20 protein-coding genes are annotated in these 19,936 nt (G+C 53.6%); 5 read left to right on the top strand and 15 right to left on the bottom strand.

The window, feature by feature from the left end:
• Window position 1 precedes the first annotated feature (1 nt).
• The 11 genes from WMO66_RS08395 to WMO66_RS08345 all read right to left on the bottom strand — a co-directional run bounded on the left by WMO66_RS08395 (window position 2) and on the right by WMO66_RS08345 (window position 12,371).
• The gene (locus WMO66_RS08395) at window positions 2-973 is read right to left on the bottom strand and encodes a glycosyltransferase family 2 protein (protein ID WP_349135974.1); all 972 of its coding nucleotides are present in this window, start codon (window positions 971-973) and stop codon (window positions 2-4) included.
• On the bottom strand, window positions 970-2,088 hold the full coding sequence (locus WMO66_RS08390; protein WP_349135973.1) for an EpsG family protein: 1,119 nt from the start codon (window positions 2,086-2,088) through the stop codon (window positions 970-972). Before WMO66_RS08390 ends, WMO66_RS08395 begins: the two co-directional genes overlap by 4 nt.
• On the bottom strand, window positions 2,089-3,207 hold the full coding sequence (locus tag WMO66_RS08385; protein WP_349135972.1) for a glycosyltransferase: 1,119 nt from the start codon (window positions 3,205-3,207) through the stop codon (window positions 2,089-2,091).
• Window positions 3,204-4,526 (bottom strand): glycosyltransferase, encoded by a 1,323-nt coding sequence (locus tag WMO66_RS08380; protein ID WP_349135971.1) that lies wholly within the window; start codon window positions 4,524-4,526, stop codon window positions 3,204-3,206. Before WMO66_RS08380 ends, WMO66_RS08385 begins: the two co-directional genes overlap by 4 nt.
• A complete protein-coding gene (locus WMO66_RS08375; RefSeq protein WP_349135994.1) occupies window positions 4,523-5,644 on the bottom strand; it encodes a glycosyltransferase in 1,122 nt (373 codons plus the stop codon). Before WMO66_RS08375 ends, WMO66_RS08380 begins: the two co-directional genes overlap by 4 nt.
• 27 nt (window positions 5,645-5,671) lie before the next feature.
• A complete protein-coding gene (locus WMO66_RS08370) occupies window positions 5,672-6,796 on the bottom strand; it encodes a glycosyltransferase family 4 protein (RefSeq protein ID WP_349135970.1) in 1,125 nt (374 codons plus the stop codon).
• A gap of 9 nt (window positions 6,797-6,805) precedes the next feature.
• A complete protein-coding gene (locus WMO66_RS08365; protein WP_349135968.1) occupies window positions 6,806-8,383 on the bottom strand; it encodes a hypothetical protein in 1,578 nt (525 codons plus the stop codon).
• Window positions 8,380-9,264, bottom strand: coding sequence for an NAD(P)-dependent oxidoreductase (locus WMO66_RS08360; protein ID WP_349135967.1), 885 nt, complete (start codon window positions 9,262-9,264; stop codon window positions 8,380-8,382). The genes WMO66_RS08365 and WMO66_RS08360 overlap by 4 nt, the downstream gene beginning before the upstream one ends.
• Window positions 9,261-10,085 (bottom strand): aldolase/citrate lyase family protein, encoded by an 825-nt coding sequence (locus tag WMO66_RS08355; RefSeq protein ID WP_349135966.1) that lies wholly within the window; start codon window positions 10,083-10,085, stop codon window positions 9,261-9,263. Before WMO66_RS08355 ends, WMO66_RS08360 begins: the two co-directional genes overlap by 4 nt.
• 9 nt (window positions 10,086-10,094) lie before the next feature.
• Complete coding sequence (locus WMO66_RS08350) at window positions 10,095-10,694, bottom strand: sugar transferase (protein WP_349135965.1); 600 nt, start codon at window positions 10,692-10,694, stop codon at window positions 10,095-10,097.
• A gap of 273 nt (window positions 10,695-10,967) precedes the next feature.
• Window positions 10,968-12,371, bottom strand: a complete 1,404-nt coding sequence (locus tag WMO66_RS08345) for a KAP family P-loop NTPase fold protein (protein WP_349135963.1) — start codon at window positions 12,369-12,371, stop codon at window positions 10,968-10,970.
• A gap of 217 nt (window positions 12,372-12,588) precedes the next feature.
• Between WMO66_RS08345 and WMO66_RS08340 the strand changes: the two genes are divergently transcribed.
• The 4 genes from WMO66_RS08340 to WMO66_RS08325 all read left to right on the top strand — a co-directional run bounded on the left by WMO66_RS08340 (window position 12,589) and on the right by WMO66_RS08325 (window position 16,229).
• A complete protein-coding gene (locus WMO66_RS08340) occupies window positions 12,589-13,131 on the top strand; it encodes a stage V sporulation T C-terminal domain-containing protein (protein WP_349135962.1) in 543 nt (180 codons plus the stop codon).
• Between the two features lie 130 nt (window positions 13,132-13,261).
• Window positions 13,262-14,218: a DNA polymerase III subunit gene (locus tag WMO66_RS08335; protein WP_349135961.1), complete on the top strand. Its 957-nt coding sequence runs from the start codon at window positions 13,262-13,264 to the stop codon at window positions 14,216-14,218.
• A 115-nt stretch (window positions 14,219-14,333) separates the two neighbouring features.
• Window positions 14,334-15,845 (top strand): PSP1 domain-containing protein, encoded by a 1,512-nt coding sequence (locus tag WMO66_RS14575; RefSeq protein WP_349135959.1) that lies wholly within the window; start codon window positions 14,334-14,336, stop codon window positions 15,843-15,845.
• A 60-nt stretch (window positions 15,846-15,905) separates the two neighbouring features.
• Window positions 15,906-16,229 carry a TfoX/Sxy family protein gene (locus WMO66_RS08325; RefSeq protein WP_349135957.1) on the top strand — a complete coding sequence of 108 codons (324 nt, stop codon included), beginning with the start codon at window positions 15,906-15,908 and terminating at the stop codon, window positions 16,227-16,229.
• 80 nt (window positions 16,230-16,309) lie between these two features.
• On the opposite strand, the gene WMO66_RS08320 is transcribed toward WMO66_RS08325, so the two are convergent.
• The 4 genes from WMO66_RS08320 to WMO66_RS08305 form a co-directional block, all read right to left on the bottom strand.
• Entirely contained in the window at window positions 16,310-16,726 is a 417-nt protein-coding gene (locus tag WMO66_RS08320) for a hypothetical protein (protein ID WP_349135955.1), read from the bottom strand.
• A 12-nt stretch (window positions 16,727-16,738) separates the two neighbouring features.
• A complete protein-coding gene (locus WMO66_RS08315) occupies window positions 16,739-17,599 on the bottom strand; it encodes a hypothetical protein (protein WP_349135954.1) in 861 nt (286 codons plus the stop codon).
• A 31-nt stretch (window positions 17,600-17,630) separates the two neighbouring features.
• On the bottom strand, window positions 17,631-18,239 hold the full coding sequence (locus WMO66_RS08310; RefSeq protein WP_349135953.1) for an RNA polymerase sigma factor: 609 nt from the start codon (window positions 18,237-18,239) through the stop codon (window positions 17,631-17,633).
• Window positions 18,240-18,351: 112 nt separating this feature from the next.
• Entirely contained in the window at window positions 18,352-19,011 is a 660-nt protein-coding gene (locus WMO66_RS08305; RefSeq protein WP_349135952.1) for a hypothetical protein, read from the bottom strand.
• A gap of 130 nt (window positions 19,012-19,141) precedes the next feature.
• On the opposite strand from WMO66_RS08305, the gene WMO66_RS08300 reads away from it, so the two are divergent.
• Window positions 19,142-19,795 carry a peptidoglycan DD-metalloendopeptidase family protein gene (locus WMO66_RS08300; RefSeq protein ID WP_349135951.1) on the top strand — a complete coding sequence of 218 codons (654 nt, stop codon included), beginning with the start codon at window positions 19,142-19,144 and terminating at the stop codon, window positions 19,793-19,795.
• Window positions 19,796-19,936: the final 141 nt, after the last annotated feature.

Raw genomic sequence — 19,936 nt, 5'->3', positions numbered from 1 at the left:
CTCATGTTTTATGTTTTTGATACAGGCAGCTACTTTTGACAGCGACGGCAACCCTGTGCCGTAGTTGCGTTTTTCGATTGCAAAGATAGATTCCCAACGGGCTTCCCATCTCTAAAAAAGCGTATTTACTTTGTTTTTGCTCCGCAAGAACCCTGCGAATTTGACACAGCGGCGCATAATAGAGTTTTTGCCGCAATAGCATTTCGTAGAGGTTCTCGGCTTCTTGCGCGGAAATACCGAGTGTGTCCAAACCAGCTTCAAACGGCTGCATATACCCGGCCAAATCAGAAATTCTCTGCAATCGTCGATAGGCACCCTTTTCATCCTCTGCCTGACGGTAGCGGTAAATTGCCTCCGGCAAAGAGTAAATGTTCTTGCAATACGGCAGCAGCTCCAGCACAAACAGAAAGTCCTCCATCAGAATCATATCTACGTGGAAGCGCACGCCGGAATTCAACAGGAGTTTTCGTCGATAGAATTTATTCCAGACGGGCGTCAACGCGTTACAATCATAAAACTCCTGAAAGCTATCCTTTAACTGTTCCAATGACAGGCTACCTGCACAAGGTGGAATCAGCTCGTCCCTTCGGTACAATTTACCATGATGGTAATAGTCAAAGCTCATACCAAATAGCAGCATATCCGGTTGCTGCCGGGCAATCGTATCCGCCGCGCGAGACAGTGCTCCGGCATCCACTGTATCATCTGCATCCACAAACCAGAGATACTCCCCCCGCGCTTCATCGATGCCACGATTGCGTGCAGCGGAAACACCTGCATTTTTCTGATGGACACACCGAAGTTCCGGATATCGGACACACAGCGCATCGCACAGTTCTGTCGTGCCATCCGAAGAGCCGTCATCGACGAGCAGAATTTCGTAGTCCGTCAGTCCGCAGGCACGAATGCTGTTCACCGTGGCCTCCAGCGTTTTCACGCAGTTATAGCAGGGAATAACAACACTGAATATCATTTCACTGGCACCTCCCAACTGAAACGATAGTTCAGGTAATCGTCAATCGCATTGGTAATTGTGATATTCAAGTTTGTCGTATAGTAGTACACCCCAGCAAGCAGAACTACGCAGAGTATTGCTGCGCTGCGCTGCTGATGTGTCAATGCTAAGTGTCGGATTTGATAGCCGTTATTCAGTTTTTCATCGCATTCTGGGTAAAACATCATAGGCAAGTAAAGAACCAGAAACTGAAAGTAGTAGTCTGTCAGGCGTGTGAACACATTGTCGAATCCAGAGAACATCTGCAATATTGCGGCAATAACTATTAGGTTAAACAGCTTTGAGAAGTTCTTACCTGAGAAGCCCCGAAGCGCAACTCCTGCAATTAGGAGAGCAACGATCATTATAAATCGGCCACCAAGTCGGTCGTTGACCATATAGGAGGCTTCTTCATAATAAAATTCGCTGACAAAAGTAACGATTTGTGTGCGGAACAAGAAAATAAGTCCGGCGCTCGCTATATAGATTAGCAGCTTGTGTAGACTTAACTTACTCTTAGCAAACCAGTAAGCTGGCAGGAAAACAAATGCAGGCGTATGAATACACCCTGCCAGCACTGTCAAAAGGAAAAATCTTCTCGGGCGTTCCTCCATGATGCCGGTAAACGCAAACATCAACAAACCCATGGCTAATGCCTGCTTAATTGCACTGAATCCAAAGATATAAAAGCCGAAACAATCCCATAGCAAATAGCTTAACCACGGTGTCGGGGAGTAGCGATAGATGATAACCGCAACGGCAATCTCTGTGATGACCGCAATCACGATTAAAAGTATCTGAAAGTTGCCATTTGAAATCAGGGATAGCAGCTTTGACAGCCATGCAAAGCCAAAGTTTCGTCCGCCATTAAACACCTGCTCGCTGAACCATCCATTGACAGGATATATTCGTGTGTACTGCCCGGAATATTTCAAGAGATCACCAGTCAAGTACATATATCTCCAGCCGCAGACAAAAGCGTGTAGAACAGCCATGAGCGCGATATATACTTTCTTTTGCTTGCCATGCTGCGGGAGCAAGACGCCAAAGCCCAGCACCGCTGCGACCATATAGTAATAGACCCTTACGCCCATTTACTTTCCTCGTTTCTTCCGTAGTTCTCTCTCAAAAAACGCTTCCGTATCCTTCGCCAGTTTCTCGCACTTGAAATCTCTGCCACGAATCTTAGCCTGTTCTGCGTAGTGCTCCAGAAGTCTCGGCTCGGTGAGCATCCGCTTGACGCCTTCATAGAATGCTTCATCATCATTCGCAGTGATAAGCCCATATTCGCTGTCACCCAGCAGTTCATGCATGCCAGAAACGTCAGTGGTAACGATGGGCTTTCCTAAAATCAAACCTTCCGTAACGAAGGTGCTGAAGCCTTCAAATATAGACGAGCATACCAAAATGTCGGCTGCATACATCAGGTTATACGGATTCTCACGGAACCCCAGCAGTTTTGCCGACGCTTCTAAATGGTTCTCATGAATATACGCTTCCAGTAGAGAACGTTCTTCGCCATCGCCGACAATCCAAAGGTCATGGTCAAGGCCATCCTCCAGCATGCGCTTGTGTGCAGTCAGCGCGCGTATAAAATGTTTCGGCGCAGACAATCTGCCTACGGCAGCAATGGTCAACTTTCGCTTGGATACATCCGGCGACAGCGTCTCAGCAGATTTTCTCAGTATCTCGCCGTCATCTATCGTGTTGTACACCGTGACTGCCGGAACCGTATCGCCATATAGCTTTTCAAAGCTTTTTCGGACATTTTCAGAAACACATACGGCAAGATCATAGCGTGCGTAATACTTTTTTGTCGCTGCTGCGAAGTCATCCGGATTTGCCCAGTTTTGCAGATCAGAATGCACCCATGCCAACTTCAGCGCCTTTGCGTTGGTAGAACTCGCCATGATTTTAGTAGAACCGCATTCCAGATAGGCAACCTCGATATCGTAATCACCCTTGATGCGCAGCGGATAGGTCAGTCCAGCCGCCGCTTCGGCACGCATCCGAAGCTCGTTGATGCGATTCTTCGCCGGATAGCAATACCTGTAACGAATCCCCGGCGCGAGATATTTTCCCGCATCATCCGGATACAGCGTCTGTACAGTGATGCAGAACTTCGTCTGATCCATCGCATTCACCAGATTGCGCAGGACCTTTTCCGCTCCGCCACCAGAGAGGGATTCGATGAAGAAAAGAATGTTGGTCATGTTGTCTCAAACAGTTCCTCTAATTGCTTTGCTATATTCTGATATGCGTACTTATCTCTCATGTCTCTATCAATATTGCTGCGAATCCGCCCCATCATTTTCTTTTGCTTTACCAGCGAGAAAAGTTTTAGCTTAAACTGCGTATATTCTTCTGTTCCATTTGCTTGTTCATATACGATTCCCGCGTTGCATTCCTTAATAATTTGTCCCAACTCACTATTTGGTAAGGAACCGGTTATAATTGCAACAATTGTTTTTTCAGCAGAAAGTAATTCAAAAACTTTTCCGGTAACTACGCCACGATCTACTTCGCTATTATGTGAACAAACCAAAGTACAGTAAGTACTCCCCATCAGCTCTATGACCCTTTGATGCGTTATGTACCCAAAGTCCCTACATCTATCCTTCATGTTGTGATCATCAGCCATTTGAAGAAAAGTTTCGCTTTCTCTTCCTGCATATTCTATAACTACATCATCAGGTAAGATTTGATTTTCTTGTATTAGCTCATGTAGAGCCTGAAACAAAACAGAAAAATCTCTTCTTCCTTGATATAATGTTCCTGCATAGAAAAAATGGAGCGCATTGTTTTCAGCATTGTTTATCTGCCCTCGTTCATATGAAAAGTCTTCCGGATCAAACCCATTAGGAATGTAGTGTATTTTTTCTCTGTCAACATCTGGGTAGAAAAATTTCTCAATAGCCCCTTCAGATACGACAGTCACCATATCTGCTTTTCGCACAATTCGGTGCTGTGTAATGTCGTTCCTCCGGTATGAATATTTATTAAATAGCTCATAACAGATCGGATCGCGAAAATCCGCGACCCATATATCCGCGATTCCCTTTTTACGTATATACTCTCCCAATTTATGCGTGCAAACGTCTGGATAACTTGAGTACACAACGTCAAAGTGCTCTCCCGACAGTTCTTCTCTAATCTGTCGTGTCGCATTATAAAACCAATCATAATCTGCTATCCAGAAATAAACTGCTTTTATTTGTGAAACGATCCACGCTTGCAGCGGTTTCTTTGCAGCTTTCATTTTCTGCTTTGTTCCGCTTTTTGTAATTCTATTTCTTAAAGAGAAAATTGTTTTTTCAAACCATTTGCTTCTATTTACCCGAATGCACCTCGCATTCTGCATTTCATTAGGCAACAGGCTCTCGTCTATTTCCATATCGGAAGTTATTGCGCTTGTCACAAGCGTAACTTTCAAGTTTCCCCTTAGCAAATACTTCGTCAATTTTGTATTAGGAATCGATGCGCAGTTATTCTGCGGCGCAAATGCGGAAAAGATAACTAGTACGTTATTCATATGTCCTCCTGCACATAACTTACAATCGTTCTGTATATTGTGCTCATGGAATCAGTCACATCTTCGTATACGTCATATAACTCGTTGACCGACTCGGCTGATATTTCCCTCTGTGCATTTAGTATTCCCGTCACCCATTCTTCATTGACGAGCGGCAGTCTTTGCACGCTTTTTGTAATACAACCATCTGTCGGGATCAGATTGGATACAATGCAAGGCAGTCCATTTGCCTGCGCTTCGATCAACGCAAGCGGTGTCCCCTCAAAGAGAGACGGAAACGCAAAAACATCCAGTGCAGACAAGATTTCTGCCACCTCGTCTGTATTTCCCATCAATTTAATATAATTAGTTGCTTTTTGTTCGTCTATCGCCTTTTGGAGTCTTTCTCGATCTTCTCCTTCTCCAAAAAGCAGCAGAATGGCGTTTTCTCTTTTCTTTCTTATTTCTGGCATCAGATTGATCAAAAAACTCTGATTCTTTACCGATACATAATGACCTACATTTCCGATAACAAAGCAATCCGTAATCTGCAGAAACTTCCGCTGATAGTCCCTGTTCTGCTCGGAAAAACTATACTTCGATATGTCTATTCCGTTTTTTACCACACGTCCATGCTCGGCAAACCATTTCGAACCATATAATGCTTCCCCAGCTGCTACTCCGCATGCAAAGAAAACATTCCCGCAGGATTGAATTAACTTACGCATAACAGCGCGGTAAATTATCCGACTTTTTGATTTACCTCTCTCATCGTCAACAGTATGTGAATGGCACATGCGGCATGGTACATGCAACAGCTTAGCCAAGAACATGACTATCCCGCAATGAAACATCGTGTGACAATGCACAGCATCATATTTTTTTCTTCGAATTAGTCTATATAAATCTCTTATATGCAAAAAAACGTTCTCTTGGGGAGCGTATATATGGAAAACAGAATTACCTTTTTCGATAATCCGTTTCTCATATTCGCCTTCTTCGCTTCCAAAAACAACATAGTCGAAGTGAAAGTTCTTATCAGCATATATCGCTATATTGGCTGCGACTGCTTGTGCGCCGCCAACATTTAGCTTTGCGCAGACTTCTAACACTTGAATCTTTTTAGAAATGTCATTCATCACCGCTGCGTTTTCCTTTTTATCCGATCAGTTTTCTTCGTAACCGTATAATTCTTTCAGCTCACGCTTGACGTTTTGATCTGTATACAGCCGCGCTTTTTCATATCCGGCCTGTCCAAGCCTCTGTCGAGCGCCGCTCTTATAAAGCTTGACCAGCACTTCTGCCAGCGCACGGCTGTCACCGGCGGGGATCAGGTATCCCGTCACGCCGTCTTCGACCAGTTCCCGATGCCCCCGGTTTTCCACGGCAATGACCGGTTTTCCGCACAGCATACCTTCAATCAGATTCAGGCCAAGCCCCTCGCGGTGGCTGCATGATACAATCACGTCAGCCGCCGGGACAACTCGTTCCAAATCCGTTCGATAACCCAGCAGTCGAATATAGCCCTCTGCATGATTTTCTGAGACCTGCTCCCGCAGGGTAGATTCCAGCGGACCGTTTCCGGCCAGCAGGACTTTCAGCTCAGGAATACTATCATGACAAAGTACTGCCGCGTCGATCAGTGTCCGCTGATCTTTATTTGCGTTCAGCTCGCCCGTGCAAAGCACGACGAAATCCTGCGCTGACAGTGATTCTTCTTTCCGAAGCGCTTCTTCCTCTTTCGCAGAATGCGGATGGTAGCGCGACATCGATACACCTACGCCGTGAATATGGCAGGTTTCAACCCGGAATCTGCTCCGCGCAAGCTGATAGTCCTCTTCATTGATGGTGATGAGCTTGTCCGTATGGCGGCACATAAACTTCTCCACCGGATACCAGATGAGCCAGTTTTTCTTTGGCGAACCCTTGTAGAAGTGGAAGCCATGAGCGGTATAGAACACCTTGGTGCCGCGCTTGCGGGCTTTTCGTGCAGCCAGCCGTCCCAAAACACCGCCCACCGGCGTGTTGCAGTGGATCACATCATAGCTGCCCTCATCAATGATCTTTTTGAGCTGTTTGTAGGCTCCAAGATTTTTCGGTGAAAACGGTGACCGCTGAAACGGCACGTCAAAGACCTGCTCCACAAAGTCCAGCTTCAAGCCGTTCTTTTCGGCAAGGTTGTTCCGCGCCGCCACATGGACTTCGCAGCCGTGCTCGTGCAGCATGGCCACAAGCGGCCTGTGGAACTGGCAGATATGCGATTGTACGGTGGCAACTAGAAGGACTTTCATTGCAGCTCCTTAGAATGGCAAGGCATTGTTCACAAGATAATACACCCGTTCACAATACATTCTTTTCTTGGTTTCGTTGTAATTCGTAATCGTTATTCCGAGTTGGTCAATCGCTGGGTTCATTTTGCGAATGACATCGAAGTGTGGGATATCTTCAATCCTTTTTTCCAAGGGCAACCGCAGAAACAGCTCCATCAGCAAGCGGTTGTTATACGGAATCGTGATATCGTAGGAAACGCGGTGTTCGGATGTGATCGTCAGCCCGCCCCATCCGCCGTAGCGGAATTCCCACAGATACATATCGCTGGAATCCAGATTGTAAATGCTATGGAAGGCGGTCTTTTCTATGTACTGGCGGAATATCTTGTCCGTCGCATTGGCATCCGTGCGATTGTAGGTGAAAAATTTGTACATAGAAGTCATCTGTCTGGGAGACAACTGCGTCGGCATTTTCTTCAAGCCAAACTTTTTATAATAGTTTGCGCGTCCGATTTCTGACACCCAAGACTTGACCTCAACGTCAAAATCCGACGTGTTCAAGAAAAACAGGCGTTTCCTGACATCGTTGGCGTTGACCGCTCCGATATCGCCCAAATTATGCTCTATGACGGCGCGCATCGCGGGAACATCCTCAAAATCACCGTCATTCTCAGAAATTGTATAAGTGTGATGCGTTACACCTATGGCAGCCGCAATTTTCTCAGCAGCCTCTGCGTCCGGCCTGTCTCCGTACATGGAGATATAACTGTAAAAGCCGAATTTGTCGTACAGACCGTTGGCGCAGGCTATGGTCGTTTTGCTGTCCATACCGCCAGTCATTGAAATTGCAGGCTTGTCCCACTTATTCGCAATCAGCTCCATGTTCTTGTGAAGCAGCCGTCCGATTTCCATAATTGTTTCGTCGTATTCCCACTCATTCTTCACCATAGAGATATCGCAGTTGGGATAAAAACGGGTAAGTTTACAGGAGAACTTCGGAACTGCAACATTCAAAACATGATTCGGCACAAGGCGAAACACATCGTCAAATTGCGAAATGTCACCGGGCAGAAACAAACCATACATCTGCCAGAAGCGATAATGCGTCAGCTTTCTCACATAGGCAGATTGCGTAAGATTACAAAGATCGCCAATCAACTGCGCGTGTGACGACAGATAGAAATGCTTTTCAATTGTGCCATAATAGGTGCATTGCATCCCGGCACAGTCGCCCCACACCTCAATGTCGTCTGCCTTTACAACGATCAGGGTAAACACGCCTGTCCATTGATTGAAATACCCAATCTTATCTTCGGAATCAGCATATTTCCGAAGAATTTCATTTTCGTCATACAAGCCGTCGAACGGGTTATATGCATGGCCGATCAGCACCAGCGAAGAATCCTCAGTTTGCAGCGCATAGTATTTCGCCTTGGGGTGTACCAACAGGCTATATCCGCAGATTTTCTCAGTCCGCCATTCTCCATAAAAGGGAAATGCATTGCCGTCAATTTCGGCATCCGTAAACAAATAACCGCGGGCAAAAAGAACCTCTCTGAACTTTGGAGAATCATCAGTTATTCTCTTCACTTCACCTATGCTGCTCATTTCAGATTCTCCTTTATCTTCTCCCACAGCCGTGCCCGATTTTCCTCTCCCACAAAGCTGTTATGCGGGGTCAGAACTACATTTTCCATATCCCACAGCGGGCTGCTTTCGGGCAGGGGTTCTTCTTCAAAAACGTCCAGCACTGCGCAGCCGCCGTTTTGCAGCCACTTGGTCAGCACAGCCTCGTTTGCCAGCGCGCCGCGGGCGACATTGACGAAGATCGCGCCATCATGCAGGCGGCCAAAGATTTCCTCGCTCACGATGCCGCGCGTCTCCGGCGTCAGGGCGATGCAGCACACCAGAATATCACAGGCCGCCGCAGTCTCCGCCAGCTTATCCAGCGGCAGGAGTTCATCAAAATCCGGCAGCACCCGCACGGTGCGATTCACGCCGGTGATATGGCAGCCAAAGGCTTTCAGCCGCTTCGCGATCTCGCGTCCCACATCGCCGCAGCCGAGGATGCACACCCGCTTGCCGGAAAGCTCCAGCAGACCGCGATGCTTCTCCCATTTGTGCTGAATCTGATTCTCTGCAAAAAAGCGGCTCTGCTTATATAGCTGCAAAATGCCGCAGACGGCGAACTCCGCCATCGGGACGCTGTACACGCCCGCAGCGTTGTGCAGCTCGATGCCGCGCGCCCGGATATCGTCCAGCGGCACGCGGTCAAGACCCGCGCTGGTGAGCTGGATGACCCGCAGGCTCGTAAAGCGCTCGATGGAATTGTAGAGGAACAGGCCGTTGCACACGACCGCCTCGTATCGCTCCGGGCAGTCTACCGGGGCGCGTTCGTCACCATGAACGAAGACCTTGTGCCCGGCAGCTTCCAGCTGCTCGCGCTCGCCGCTATTGAGTTGAAACGCGCCGGTCACCAGAATGTTCATGCGTTCATTCCTCTCACGATTTTTTCCACGCAGGCACAGATCCTGCGGTGATTCTCCTCAAATTGCTTCTGCGTCCACGCGGTGCAGTCCCGCTCCACGCGGCGGATATCCGCCACACCTTCTGCAAAAATGCGCCGGATCTCGTCCATGTCCGTAATTTTGCCTGTATTGCAGAAGCTGCGGGACAGAATGACATACTGTGAACCCAGCCGATAGTGCTCTCCGATAATATATTCCGCCGGAAGCGTCCCCGAGCCGGGGCGGCCCACGCCGCCAAAGCCATAGGGAATACTTGCTTCACGGAGCTCGGCGCAAAGCCTGTCCACCGTACCGTCCGTCAGGAGCTGGAACATGAATTTCTGATGATAGCACAGGTGCAGGTCGTTGAGGCCGATGTGCATCTGGTCGATGCCCGGTATGGACAGCGCCTCCGGCAGAGTGTCTGCCGCCGTGTCGGTTTCCAGCAGCGGCATGACCTTTGCACGGCCATCCACCATGCTAACAAGCCGACGCAGATCATCCGCGGTGTGCCACATGGGCAGCATAATGACATCCGCGCCGTTCTCAACAGAAGCATCGATCTCCGCCTGAGAGTTTGGGTTCAGCGGATTGACGCGCGCCATGATCTCTGTGCCGCCGCCAACGGCAGCGCGGACTTTTGCGATATCCTCCGGCACATGATAGGACTGCACAGTATCCATGCCGCCCTGCCGCTCGGCCTTGCCCAGCACTTCCATATCAATGAAAATGCGGTCAACGCCTGCGTCCGCCGCGATCTTTGCGACCGTCGGGTCGTTGGTGATGTACATAAGTTTCAGCATATGTTTTCCTCAAACCGTCGCGCCGGTATTGACATTATCCTCGTTGCGCAGGACCTTGAACACGGTCATGAAAAGGATCTTGATATCCAGCGCAAGGGAAACATGCTGCGTGTACCAGACATTCATCTTGATGCGCTCGTGCCACTCTACGCCCTTGCGGCCATGCACCTGCGCCCAGCCGGTAATACCGGGGCGAACGTCAAACATATGAAACTGTTCTTCCGTGTATTGCTCCACCGGCCAAGGGTGATAGGTCAGCGGCGGACGCGGCCCCACAATGGCCATATCGCCCACAATAATATTGATGAGCTGCGGAAGCTCATCAATGCTGGTTGCCCGAATAATCTTTCCCACCTTTGTCACGCGCGCGTCGCCCTTCCCGCTGTAAACACCGCTGCCGGTATGCTCCGCACCGTCCGTCATAGAGCGGAACTTATAGATGGTGAAGACCTTTCCATACAGGCCCAGCCGCTGCTGCTTGAACAGCACCGGCCCCGGAGAAGAAAGCTTGACTGCGAGTGCGGTTATCAGAAGCAGGGGTGAAAGAATAATGAAAGCAATCAGCGAGAGAACTGTATCAATCAATCGTTTTCCAAATCTTTTATACATGCAATTCCGTTCCTATCCGCCCCACCGATGGCAAGGGAACCTCAAAAATCTTTGTAATTCGTCATACTCTGGAGAAAATGGTATGAGAAATGACTATTTTCCTATTTAATTATAACGCAAACGGCGGAAATGCGCAAGGGGAAAGCAGAAAATATGTGTGGAGATATGTGAAAGGCCGCAGCGCGGAGCTGCGGCCCGGTGGGGTGGCGGATGAAGCTGGAAAAGTGCAGCAGGTTATTAAAAAACTCTTGAATTACTTTGCGTGTTGAATCGTCATGCAATCGTTTCTAAAAGCTTCCAATAACGAAGAACAAAAGGCTTGATATACAGATCAATACGGGATCCTTTGTACCATAGATCCCCTTCAAATCCAAGTATTGCTCGATAGGATGCGAGTAGTATTCCCCAAATATCGGGACAGTTCACTCTTATTTGTTTATTTGATAGGTGCAAATAGTCTGTTCCCATCGGAGACAAAACTTCTTCTGCTGTATTCGGTGTATATTTCTCCTTCAAGAGTACAAGCCCTGCCGGAATAGTACTGCCCTCTTCGTCATGATACGTGGATAGAGGCTCGAATAATGTACGAATCTGAAAGGTCTCCTTGGCCTTCTTAATATCCAGCCCATAGAACTTCAATACAGTCAAAAACACGCCGATGCATGCAAACAAGGCATCCGATTTGTTTTCTCCTGGTGAGACGAGCCTGTAGAGCAAGCTGCTTTTTTCAATGAGCTCCAATCTGCTTCTTGTATTGATCCCCTCCAGAATGATCCGCTTAAATTCAGAGACTTCTTCTGGAGTGCAAAGTTTTGTATTACACTGGAGCTTACCATAATATCGCTCAAAAAGCGGATCGGCGCGATCCTCTAATGACCCTTCCCGCAAAGTGATTTCGAAAGAGATGAATTTCTCCAAATACCGTTTCGCATTGGTATTGCAGCCGTAAATTTGTCTGACAGTACACTCCAGTTGCTCTTTGTCGATAGAGATGATCGTCTGCACATTGGGAATTCCTTCCAGGACATGATGCAAACGCTCGAGAACCGTGATCGTATACTCCGGCAGGCACCGATCGAGTTCATCCACAACCAGAAGGATGGTCTGTTCTTCGGCCAAATCTTTGATTGCTGCCCGAAGTTTTTCCAATATACAATTAAAGCTGAAGTAAACATCGAAATCATGACTATCTGCGATTTCCTGAGTAGCCTTATTTTTTGCGCTCTTAATTGTTTCAAAGATTTTCTTTATATCGAATCCAGTTTTAACAGAACCAACTTCAACAAGACCGGCAATGATTTCCTTCAAAACCACCTTGAAGGTTGTGCGTTTATCCGCGGAGATGAAGTTGGTTTGCTTGTCAATTGAGTCAGTTAAAGCCGCAACAAGCGCAATCAACGGTTCCTCATAATAATCATATTTCCAGCAATCATAATGGAAAACCAGATATTTTCTTGGGCCGTCTTCCTCAAGCGGGTATTTTGCAATTTCCTCTTCGAATCTGTTTAACACAAAGGTTTTTCCAACGCCCCAAGCACCATTTACGGCAAAAGAGGCATTCTTCCTGTTTTCGGACAGTATCTCAACTACATCGATCAGCCGGGCGACAAAGGCTTTCCTGTCAAGCAGGTCTGTTAGCTCTTCCTGTGTATCCATAAGTACTGCGTCTGGCACCATTTTATACCTCCTGCTTTTGAATCGATCACGATACCCCAATTATACCATATCCCGGAACATAAAATAATTTCAATTTCTGAAAAATGCACCATATTCTGCCCGACAAATTCCGACACGCGCCCTTCCTTTTCCTTCCTTGTCTTCCATTCGCATAATTCCCCATTGTTTGCAGACAATAGCAATGTGATTTCGAACGCATAAAGTGGAGGAGCAATATATGAAAGCAACCGGCATCGTCAGACGCATTGACGACCTCGGGCGGATCGTCATCCCAAAGGAGATCCGCCGTACCCTGCGTATCCGCGAGGGCGACCCGCTGGAAATCTACACGGAGAAGGACGGCGAGGTGATTTTTAAAAAATATTCGCCGATGGGGGACCTGCAGGCGGTCGCGGCGCAGCTGTGCGAGTCCATCGGCAAGAACACCGGCCACATCGCGGCCGTGGCGGACCGCGACTCCATCATCGCGGTGGCGGGCGCGCCGAAGCGCGAGCTGCTGGAAAAGCGCAACTCCGCCGAGCTGGAGCAGCTGATGGAGCAGCGGCGCAGCTACCGCTACCACGGCGGCGAGAGCCGTCTGCGCGCGGCGGAGTCCGTGGAGCGCTACCACCTCGGCGTGGCGGCGCCGATCGTGGCCGAGGGCGACCTGATGGGCTGCGTCATGCTGCTCATGGGCGAGCACGACGCAGCGCCGACCGAGTCGGAGCAGACGCTCGCGCAGACGTTCGCGGGATTTTTGGGAAAGCAGATGGAGAGCTGAAGGGGAAAAGGGAAGATATTCGGGGCCGGGAGGCCCCGATTTTTTCGTATTTTCAAAAATAAAGGTAGAAAAAAGAGGCGTTCAACGGTATAATTACATAGTAGATCAGTATGCAACAGGAGGGAATGGCGTGAAGCTCGCGGCGCTTTTGGGAAACGATACGCTGAAGCAGCGCCTTTCTGCGCTGCAGGCCAAGGGCAAGCTGACGCACAGCTTCCTGCTGACCGGGCCGGAGGGCTCCGGGCGGCACACGCTTGCGCGCATCCTCTGCGCCGCCATGCAGTGCACCGCGCCCGGCGAACGCCCCTGCGGCGTCTGCCCGCAGTGCCGCAAGGTGCTTGACGGCGCGCACCCGGACATCTGCATCGTGGATGACCCCGAGAAGAAGACCATTCCCGTCAAGCTCGTCCGCGATGCCTGCACCGATCTGTATATCCGCCCGAACGAAGGGCAGCGCAAGATCTATCTGTTCCCGCGCGCGCAGGACCTGAACCAGCAGGGGCAGAACGTCCTGCTCAAGAGCATCGAGGAGCCGCCTCCCTACGGCACGTTCCTGCTGCTGGCGGAGCACGCCGAGCAGCTGCTGCCGACCATCCGCAGCCGCTGCGTGGAGCTGCGCCTGTCGCCGCTGCCGGAGGCCGTACTGCTTCCCGCGCTGCGGGAGCGTTTCCCGGACGTGCCGGAGGGCACGCTCCGCGCCGCCGGCGTGCGCGCCGGGGGCTATCTCGGCCGGGCGGAGTCCATTCTGCGGGACGATGCCGGGCTGCTGCCGCAGAGTGCCGCGTTTGTCCGTGCCTACTGCGCGCGGCGTCCGGAGGAGCTGCTGCAGGTGCTCGCCCCGATGGAGCGGCTGAAGCGCGAGCAGCTCCGCCCCATCCTGACGCAGTGGCAGGCCCTTCTCGTCTCTGCCCTGACCTCGCGCAGCGGGCTGCCGCCCCTGCGGCCCGAGTGCGCGCAGATCGCGGAAGCACGCCCCGTCTCGGATATCACGCAGGCGATCGAGGCGATCCGGCTTGCGCTGCGCGATCTGGAGGGCAATGTCAGCCCCGGTGCGATCTGCGGCGCGCTGACCGTAAAGCTGCGGTGAACGCAGTATTTGCAGACTGTCAAAAACCTGCCGGGCCCAAAGCATCGGAGGGACTTTTTTGACAAGCTGATTTGATTTTATGATGTTTTCCCGTTCATACGGAAAGGAGCTTTTCATGGAAGAACCCAAATTTGAGCCGGTCCCCGAGGAGACCGCGGAGGCCCCGGCAGAGCCCGCCGCGCTGCCCGCGGCCGACGAAGCCCTCATCCCCGAGATGCCCGAAGAGCCGGCCGCCCCGGCGGAAGACCCCATGGTCGAGGTCTGCGACGTGCAGTTCCGTTCCGGGTCAAAGGTCTATTTCTTCGCGCCCGGCGAGCTGAAGATCGCAACGGGCGACGAGGTCATTCTGGAGACTGCCCGCGGGCCCGAATTCGGCCAGTGCGTCCGCGGCAACCACATGGTGCACCCGCGCGAGGTCACTCCGCCGCTGCGCCCCATCCTGCGGCTGGCCACGCAGCAGGACAAGCGCGTCCACGCCGAGAACTGCCGCCGCGAAAAGCGCGCCATGGACGTCTGCCAGCAAAAGATCGCCGACCTCGGGCTGGAAATGCAGCTCGTCTCGGCGGAATATGCCTTTGACGGCAGCAAGGTCCTGTTCTTCTTCACGGCTGACGGCCGTGTCGACTTCCGCGAACTGGTCAAGAGCCTCGCCTCCGTGCTGCGCACCCGCATCGAGCTGCGGCAGATCGGCGTGCGCGACAAGGCGAAGATGGTCGGCGGCCTCGGCATCTGCGGCCGCCCGTTCTGCTGCCGCCAGTTCCTGGACGATTTCCAGCCGGTGTCCATCAAGATGGCCAAGACGCAGAACCTCAGCCTGAATCCCACGAAAATTTCCGGCACCTGCGGCCGACTGATGTGCTGCCTGAACTACGAGCAGGAGACCTATGAGGAGCTGCTGAAGACCAGCCCGAAGAATGAATCGTTCGTCGACACGCCGGACGGCCGCGGCACGGTCACGGAGGTCAATCTGCTCAAGCAGTGCGTCCGCGTCCGGCTGGAGCAGCAGCCCGACACCATCGTCTGCCACCACAACTGCGATATCTGTGTTCTGCGCAACGGCAAGGCGCGCAAGACCGACCCACCCATTCCGGACGATCTCGCGCCGATCTCCGGCAATCCGCAGAAGTGCCGCAAAAAGGAGGCTCCCGAGCTCAAGACCTATCTCGAGCCGGTCGTCATGCGCCAGAACGCCGCCGTGCTGGAAGAGGCCCGCACGAACGAGGCCGACATTCAGAACGAGCAGCAGCGCGGCAAGCGCCGCCGCCGCGGCGGACGCGGCCGCCGACATGAGGGCGAGGGCGAGGTCCCGCAGGAGCAGGAGACCAGACGCCCGGCCGAGGCGAAGAAGCCTGCCGAACCGAAGAAGCCCGCTGAGAGCAAAAAGCCGGCTGAGGCGAGAAAGCTCGCCGAGGCAAGGCCGGAGCAGGCCGAGGGCGAGCCGAAGAAGCAGCGCCCGCGCCGCCAGCGTCCGCCCAGAGCGCCGAAGCCCGAGGGTGAGAAGCCCCCGCGCGCCGAGGCAGCGCCTGTCGATGCCCCGCATGGCGGCGAGAAGCCGAAACCCCGCCGCCGCTCCCGCGGCCACCGCAAGCCCGGCGGCCCGAAGCCCGAGGGCGGAGGGGAAGTGTAAAAATTGAAAATTCAGAGCCGCCTCGCAAGGGGCGGCTCTTCGCAAAACGGAGATTTTACGATGAGTACCTCAAAGGAATACATGCAGTTCGTTCTGGACCAGCTGAAGGAGTTCCCGGACGTGACATACCGCAAAATGTTCGGCGAGTACATGGTCTATCTGCAGGGAAGGCCCGTCCTGCTCGTCTGCGACAACTGTGCAATGGTCAAAAAGCTCCCCGAGCTGGCGGAGCTGATGCGCGGCGCGCCGGACGGCCTGCCCTATGAAGGGGCCAGAGTCCACTCCGTCCTCGATCTGGAGGACCGTGAGCTGGTGCGGCAGGTGATGGATATCCTCCTGCGTGTCACGCCGCTGCCGAAGCGGAGAATTCAGCAGAGTAAATAGAACGCGATCCCCCTGCAGCGGATATTCCGGAAATCCGCTGCAGGGGGATCATGATTATTTTGCTTTGCGGCGATGATAGTTTACAGCCTGACGACTGCGCTGTACAGCGAGAAGCTGTCGCTGCCGTTTTTATCGGCGGCGTAGAATGTGACGAGTGCGCGGTAGGAATAGTTCACGGGGCCGGTGTAGGTCTGCGTATAGGTATGGGTCATCACGTTGTGGCCCAGCATGGCGGCCGTGTAGCGCGAGGAATAGGTGCGGACCGGGGTCCAGCTCGTCCCGTTTGCGGACTGCTCGATGACGATCGTGGTGACGCCAATGCTGGTCATGGAAGAGCCTGAGCCGGTCGTGGTCTTGATCGAGATCGAGTTCGTACCGCTTTTGGCGATCAACGCATCTGAGCGGCTGATGTAATCGCTGCTGCGCGCGGCGGCCGGCAGGCACAGCGCGGCTGCCAGCAGGGAAAGGATCAGTACAAGAGAAAGAACGCGCTTCATGGATACCTCCGTTTAGTGTATGGAATAGACAATGGAGCGGATCACTTCCGCCGGGACCTTGCCGCAGACCAGACCGGAAACACAGCCGTTCAGCCAGCAGATGCCCGTGGAAGCATTGTTCGTGTATTGGTAGTACCCGACGTCCCCCAGCGTGAAGTAACTGACGGGCCGCTCGTCCTTCACGATCCAGCTCCCCTCCATTGCGGAAGGCTCCGCGAAGATCGTGAAATCCATGCTGAAGCCTGTGCCGTCCGGCAGGGAGAAGAAGGCATAGAACGAGACGGTACCGGCGAATTCGTCTCCAAAGTCATACTCCGCCAGCACGGCGCCCTCGGGGACCCAGGACGGGACGACGCCGGTCACGCCGTAGGCTGCCAGCGCGTCGTGCAGCTGCTGCAGGCCCGCGTTGTCCGTGTGATACTCGCCGCCCTGCGGCAGGCTCCAGCCTGCATGCGGCAGAGCGTCGATCTTGAGATACTCGTCCGTCCAGGTGATATAGGCGTTCGGAGCGTCGCTTGCGCCGGTCTCGACGCGGGGGAACAGAGCGAAGATCAGGATAAACATGGCCGCGGCGGCGGACACCACGCGGATCGGGATGCGGAGGCGGGTGTAGGCCTTCTGCAGGTGCGCGCGGGTGCGTCGGACCGGAGCGCCGGGGGAGTCTGGGGTGGAATAATAGGCGGAGAAATCCTGCCATGCGGCGGACGTGTCGGCCGGAGTCCTGCGGCGCTCGGCCAGAACGGTCAGAATGCTGTCAACGGTCGCCTCATCCAGCGGCGGGCCGTCCAGATCGCTGCGCAGAAGCGTCTGAAGATGCTCGGTTGATAATTTGCGGTACAGTGCAAGTCGGGCTTCGGTTGGTTGATCGGCCATATGAAATTCCTCCCTTCATCCCTATATTTCTTCAGAAACGCAAAACGGACATGTTTTCGGAAATTTTTTTACTTTTATTTGGCAAAAGCTGCTTGCAGAGCTTTTTGCGGATGCGCTGCAGCCGTTTCTGGCTGCTCCAGACCGAGATGCCGAGCTCCTTGGCAACCTCCAGATGCGTTGCTCCTTCCAGCGTGATGCGGCAGAGCAGACGATAGTCCTCCGGCGGCAGCAGGGCGCGGATGGCGTCGAGCAGTTCGCTGATCGAGCCGAACGGCCGGTCCTCCACGGCGAGTTTTTTGCTCTCCTGCGCAAGATCCTGCTCGAGCGAGATGAAGTACAGGGCCTCCAGCGCCCGGCGGCGGCTGCCGACGCGGATCTTGTTCTTGAGCGTCTCCATCAGCCAGGCCTCCGGCTTTGCATGGCGCATGAGCGCGTCCTGCTTGCGGACAGCCTCGAAGAAGGTCTCCTGCACGGCCTCTTCGGCGTAGGCGGCATTGAAAAGGAGGTTCTCGGCGTAGATATACAGCCGTTCATAATTTGCATTGTACAGCGCTTCCAGAAAGGCATTGGCCTCCATGCGCTTCACGAGCCTTTGTGCGGCCGCATGGCCGCGGGATCGGGTTGTGCGTCGGGTCTGCACCGCACGGCTCCGGAGCGTGATATCCTGTGCGGTACTGCCCTTATTATAGCAGGCAGGTTCGTGCAATGTCAATCGGAGCTTGCCAACAGAATCTGACAATTCGACAGGGTTCTCAGGGCGCGAGCCGGACGAGCTGCTCCGGCTCGTCCGCCGTCAGCGTGACGGTGGCGCGCTGGACGCCGTTTTCCAGCAGGGCGTATGTTGTGCCGAGCGGCACGCCGAACAGGCTGCAGCGGGCGTTTCCTGCCCCGTCGGGGTAGACGACGGCGCGGCGTTCGAAGCCCTCGTTGTCCGTCAGCGTGAATTCCAGACAGCCCCGCTCCCCGGCGGCGAGCGACCGCTGCACGAGCACGGAGCCGACCGGAACGGCCGTCAGATGGAGCTGCTCGCCGTCGGACCAGCACGGGCCGGATTCCGCGCGGACGGATGCGTTCGGCAGAAGGGTAAAGACGGCCTCGCCCAGCGTCGTCACGGCGCGGTAGCGGCCCGGCTCCAGCCGCGCGCTGACGGCGCTGCCGTCCCGGCCGGGGATGAGGCGCTGCAGCTCCTGCCCGCCCTCGTCCTGAATGGTGATCTCGCTGATCTCGCCGTCCGTGCAGAACAGCACGCGCACGAGCATAAGCGGCGCTTCCGTCGGAGCCTCTGCGGCCTGTATGTCCGGTGTGCGCAGGCTCTGCGCCGCGAAAACGGCGCTCATCAGGCCCATGGAGGCGGCGATGGCGACCGCCATGAGCAGAATGGCGCAGCAAAGCCTTGCTGCTTTCTTTTGCATGATTTTTGCCTCCTTCGATAAGATGCCGCCAGTATAGCGCATCCGTCCGGAGAGACCGTCCGAAAATCGTCGAGGGAAACAGGTATAAAAAATTTCCCGCCGGGCGATACTCATGCTCGGAGGTGCTAATATGCAAAACAAGGAAAACGGCTTCGGCCGCTTTGTGAAGGAGAAGGGCTACTACATAGTCCTGCTCCTTTGCGCAGTAGCGATCGGAGTATCGGGCTATCTTCTTCTTTCCGGAAAAAACAGCGACCAGCAGGTCCATCTGAGCACGGAGCGCGCCACGGTCCCACCGGGCGTGCGGGCCACGGAGCACGCGGAAAACGTTGTGGCGACGGACGGCCCGGAGCCGGGCACGGAGGCTACGGAGCCGACGCTGCGCCTGCAGCCGCCGGTGGCGGGCGAGCAGACGGGAGGCTTTGCGGCGGACCATCTGGCCTACAATGCGACGACGCGCGACTGGCGCACGCACGAGGGCCTCGATCTGGCCGCGGCACTCGGCGATCCGGTCTGCGCCGCGGCAGACGGGACTGTCTACACGATCTATGAGGACGAGCGCTACGGCACGACCGTCGTGCTGCGCCACAGCGGCGGCTTCACGACGCACTATGCCAACCTCTCCGAGGAGCCGGATGTCGCCGTGGGCGATACGGTCCGCGCCGGGCAGCGCCTCGGCACGGTCGGCCAGACGGCCCTGACGGAGACAGGCGACGCGCCGCATGTGCATTTCGCCCTCTATAACGGCAATACGCCGGAAGACCCGGCAGAATACTGGCAGTGAACAAAGCAGAGGACGGCCGCCCGGCCGTCCCTCTTGCACGTCGTATCGGATCGCGGATGGGAATGCAGGCAACCGGGACGCTTTGCTTCGTTTCCCGGTCATATTTGGTATCTTCCCAAACGCTGCATGTCATCTTATAGA

The organism is Faecousia intestinalis, from assembly GCF_040096185.1.
Classification (GTDB): domain Bacteria; phylum Bacillota; class Clostridia; order Oscillospirales; family Oscillospiraceae; genus JAZOXB01.
This window is presented reverse-complemented; position numbering and strand designations above follow the sequence as displayed.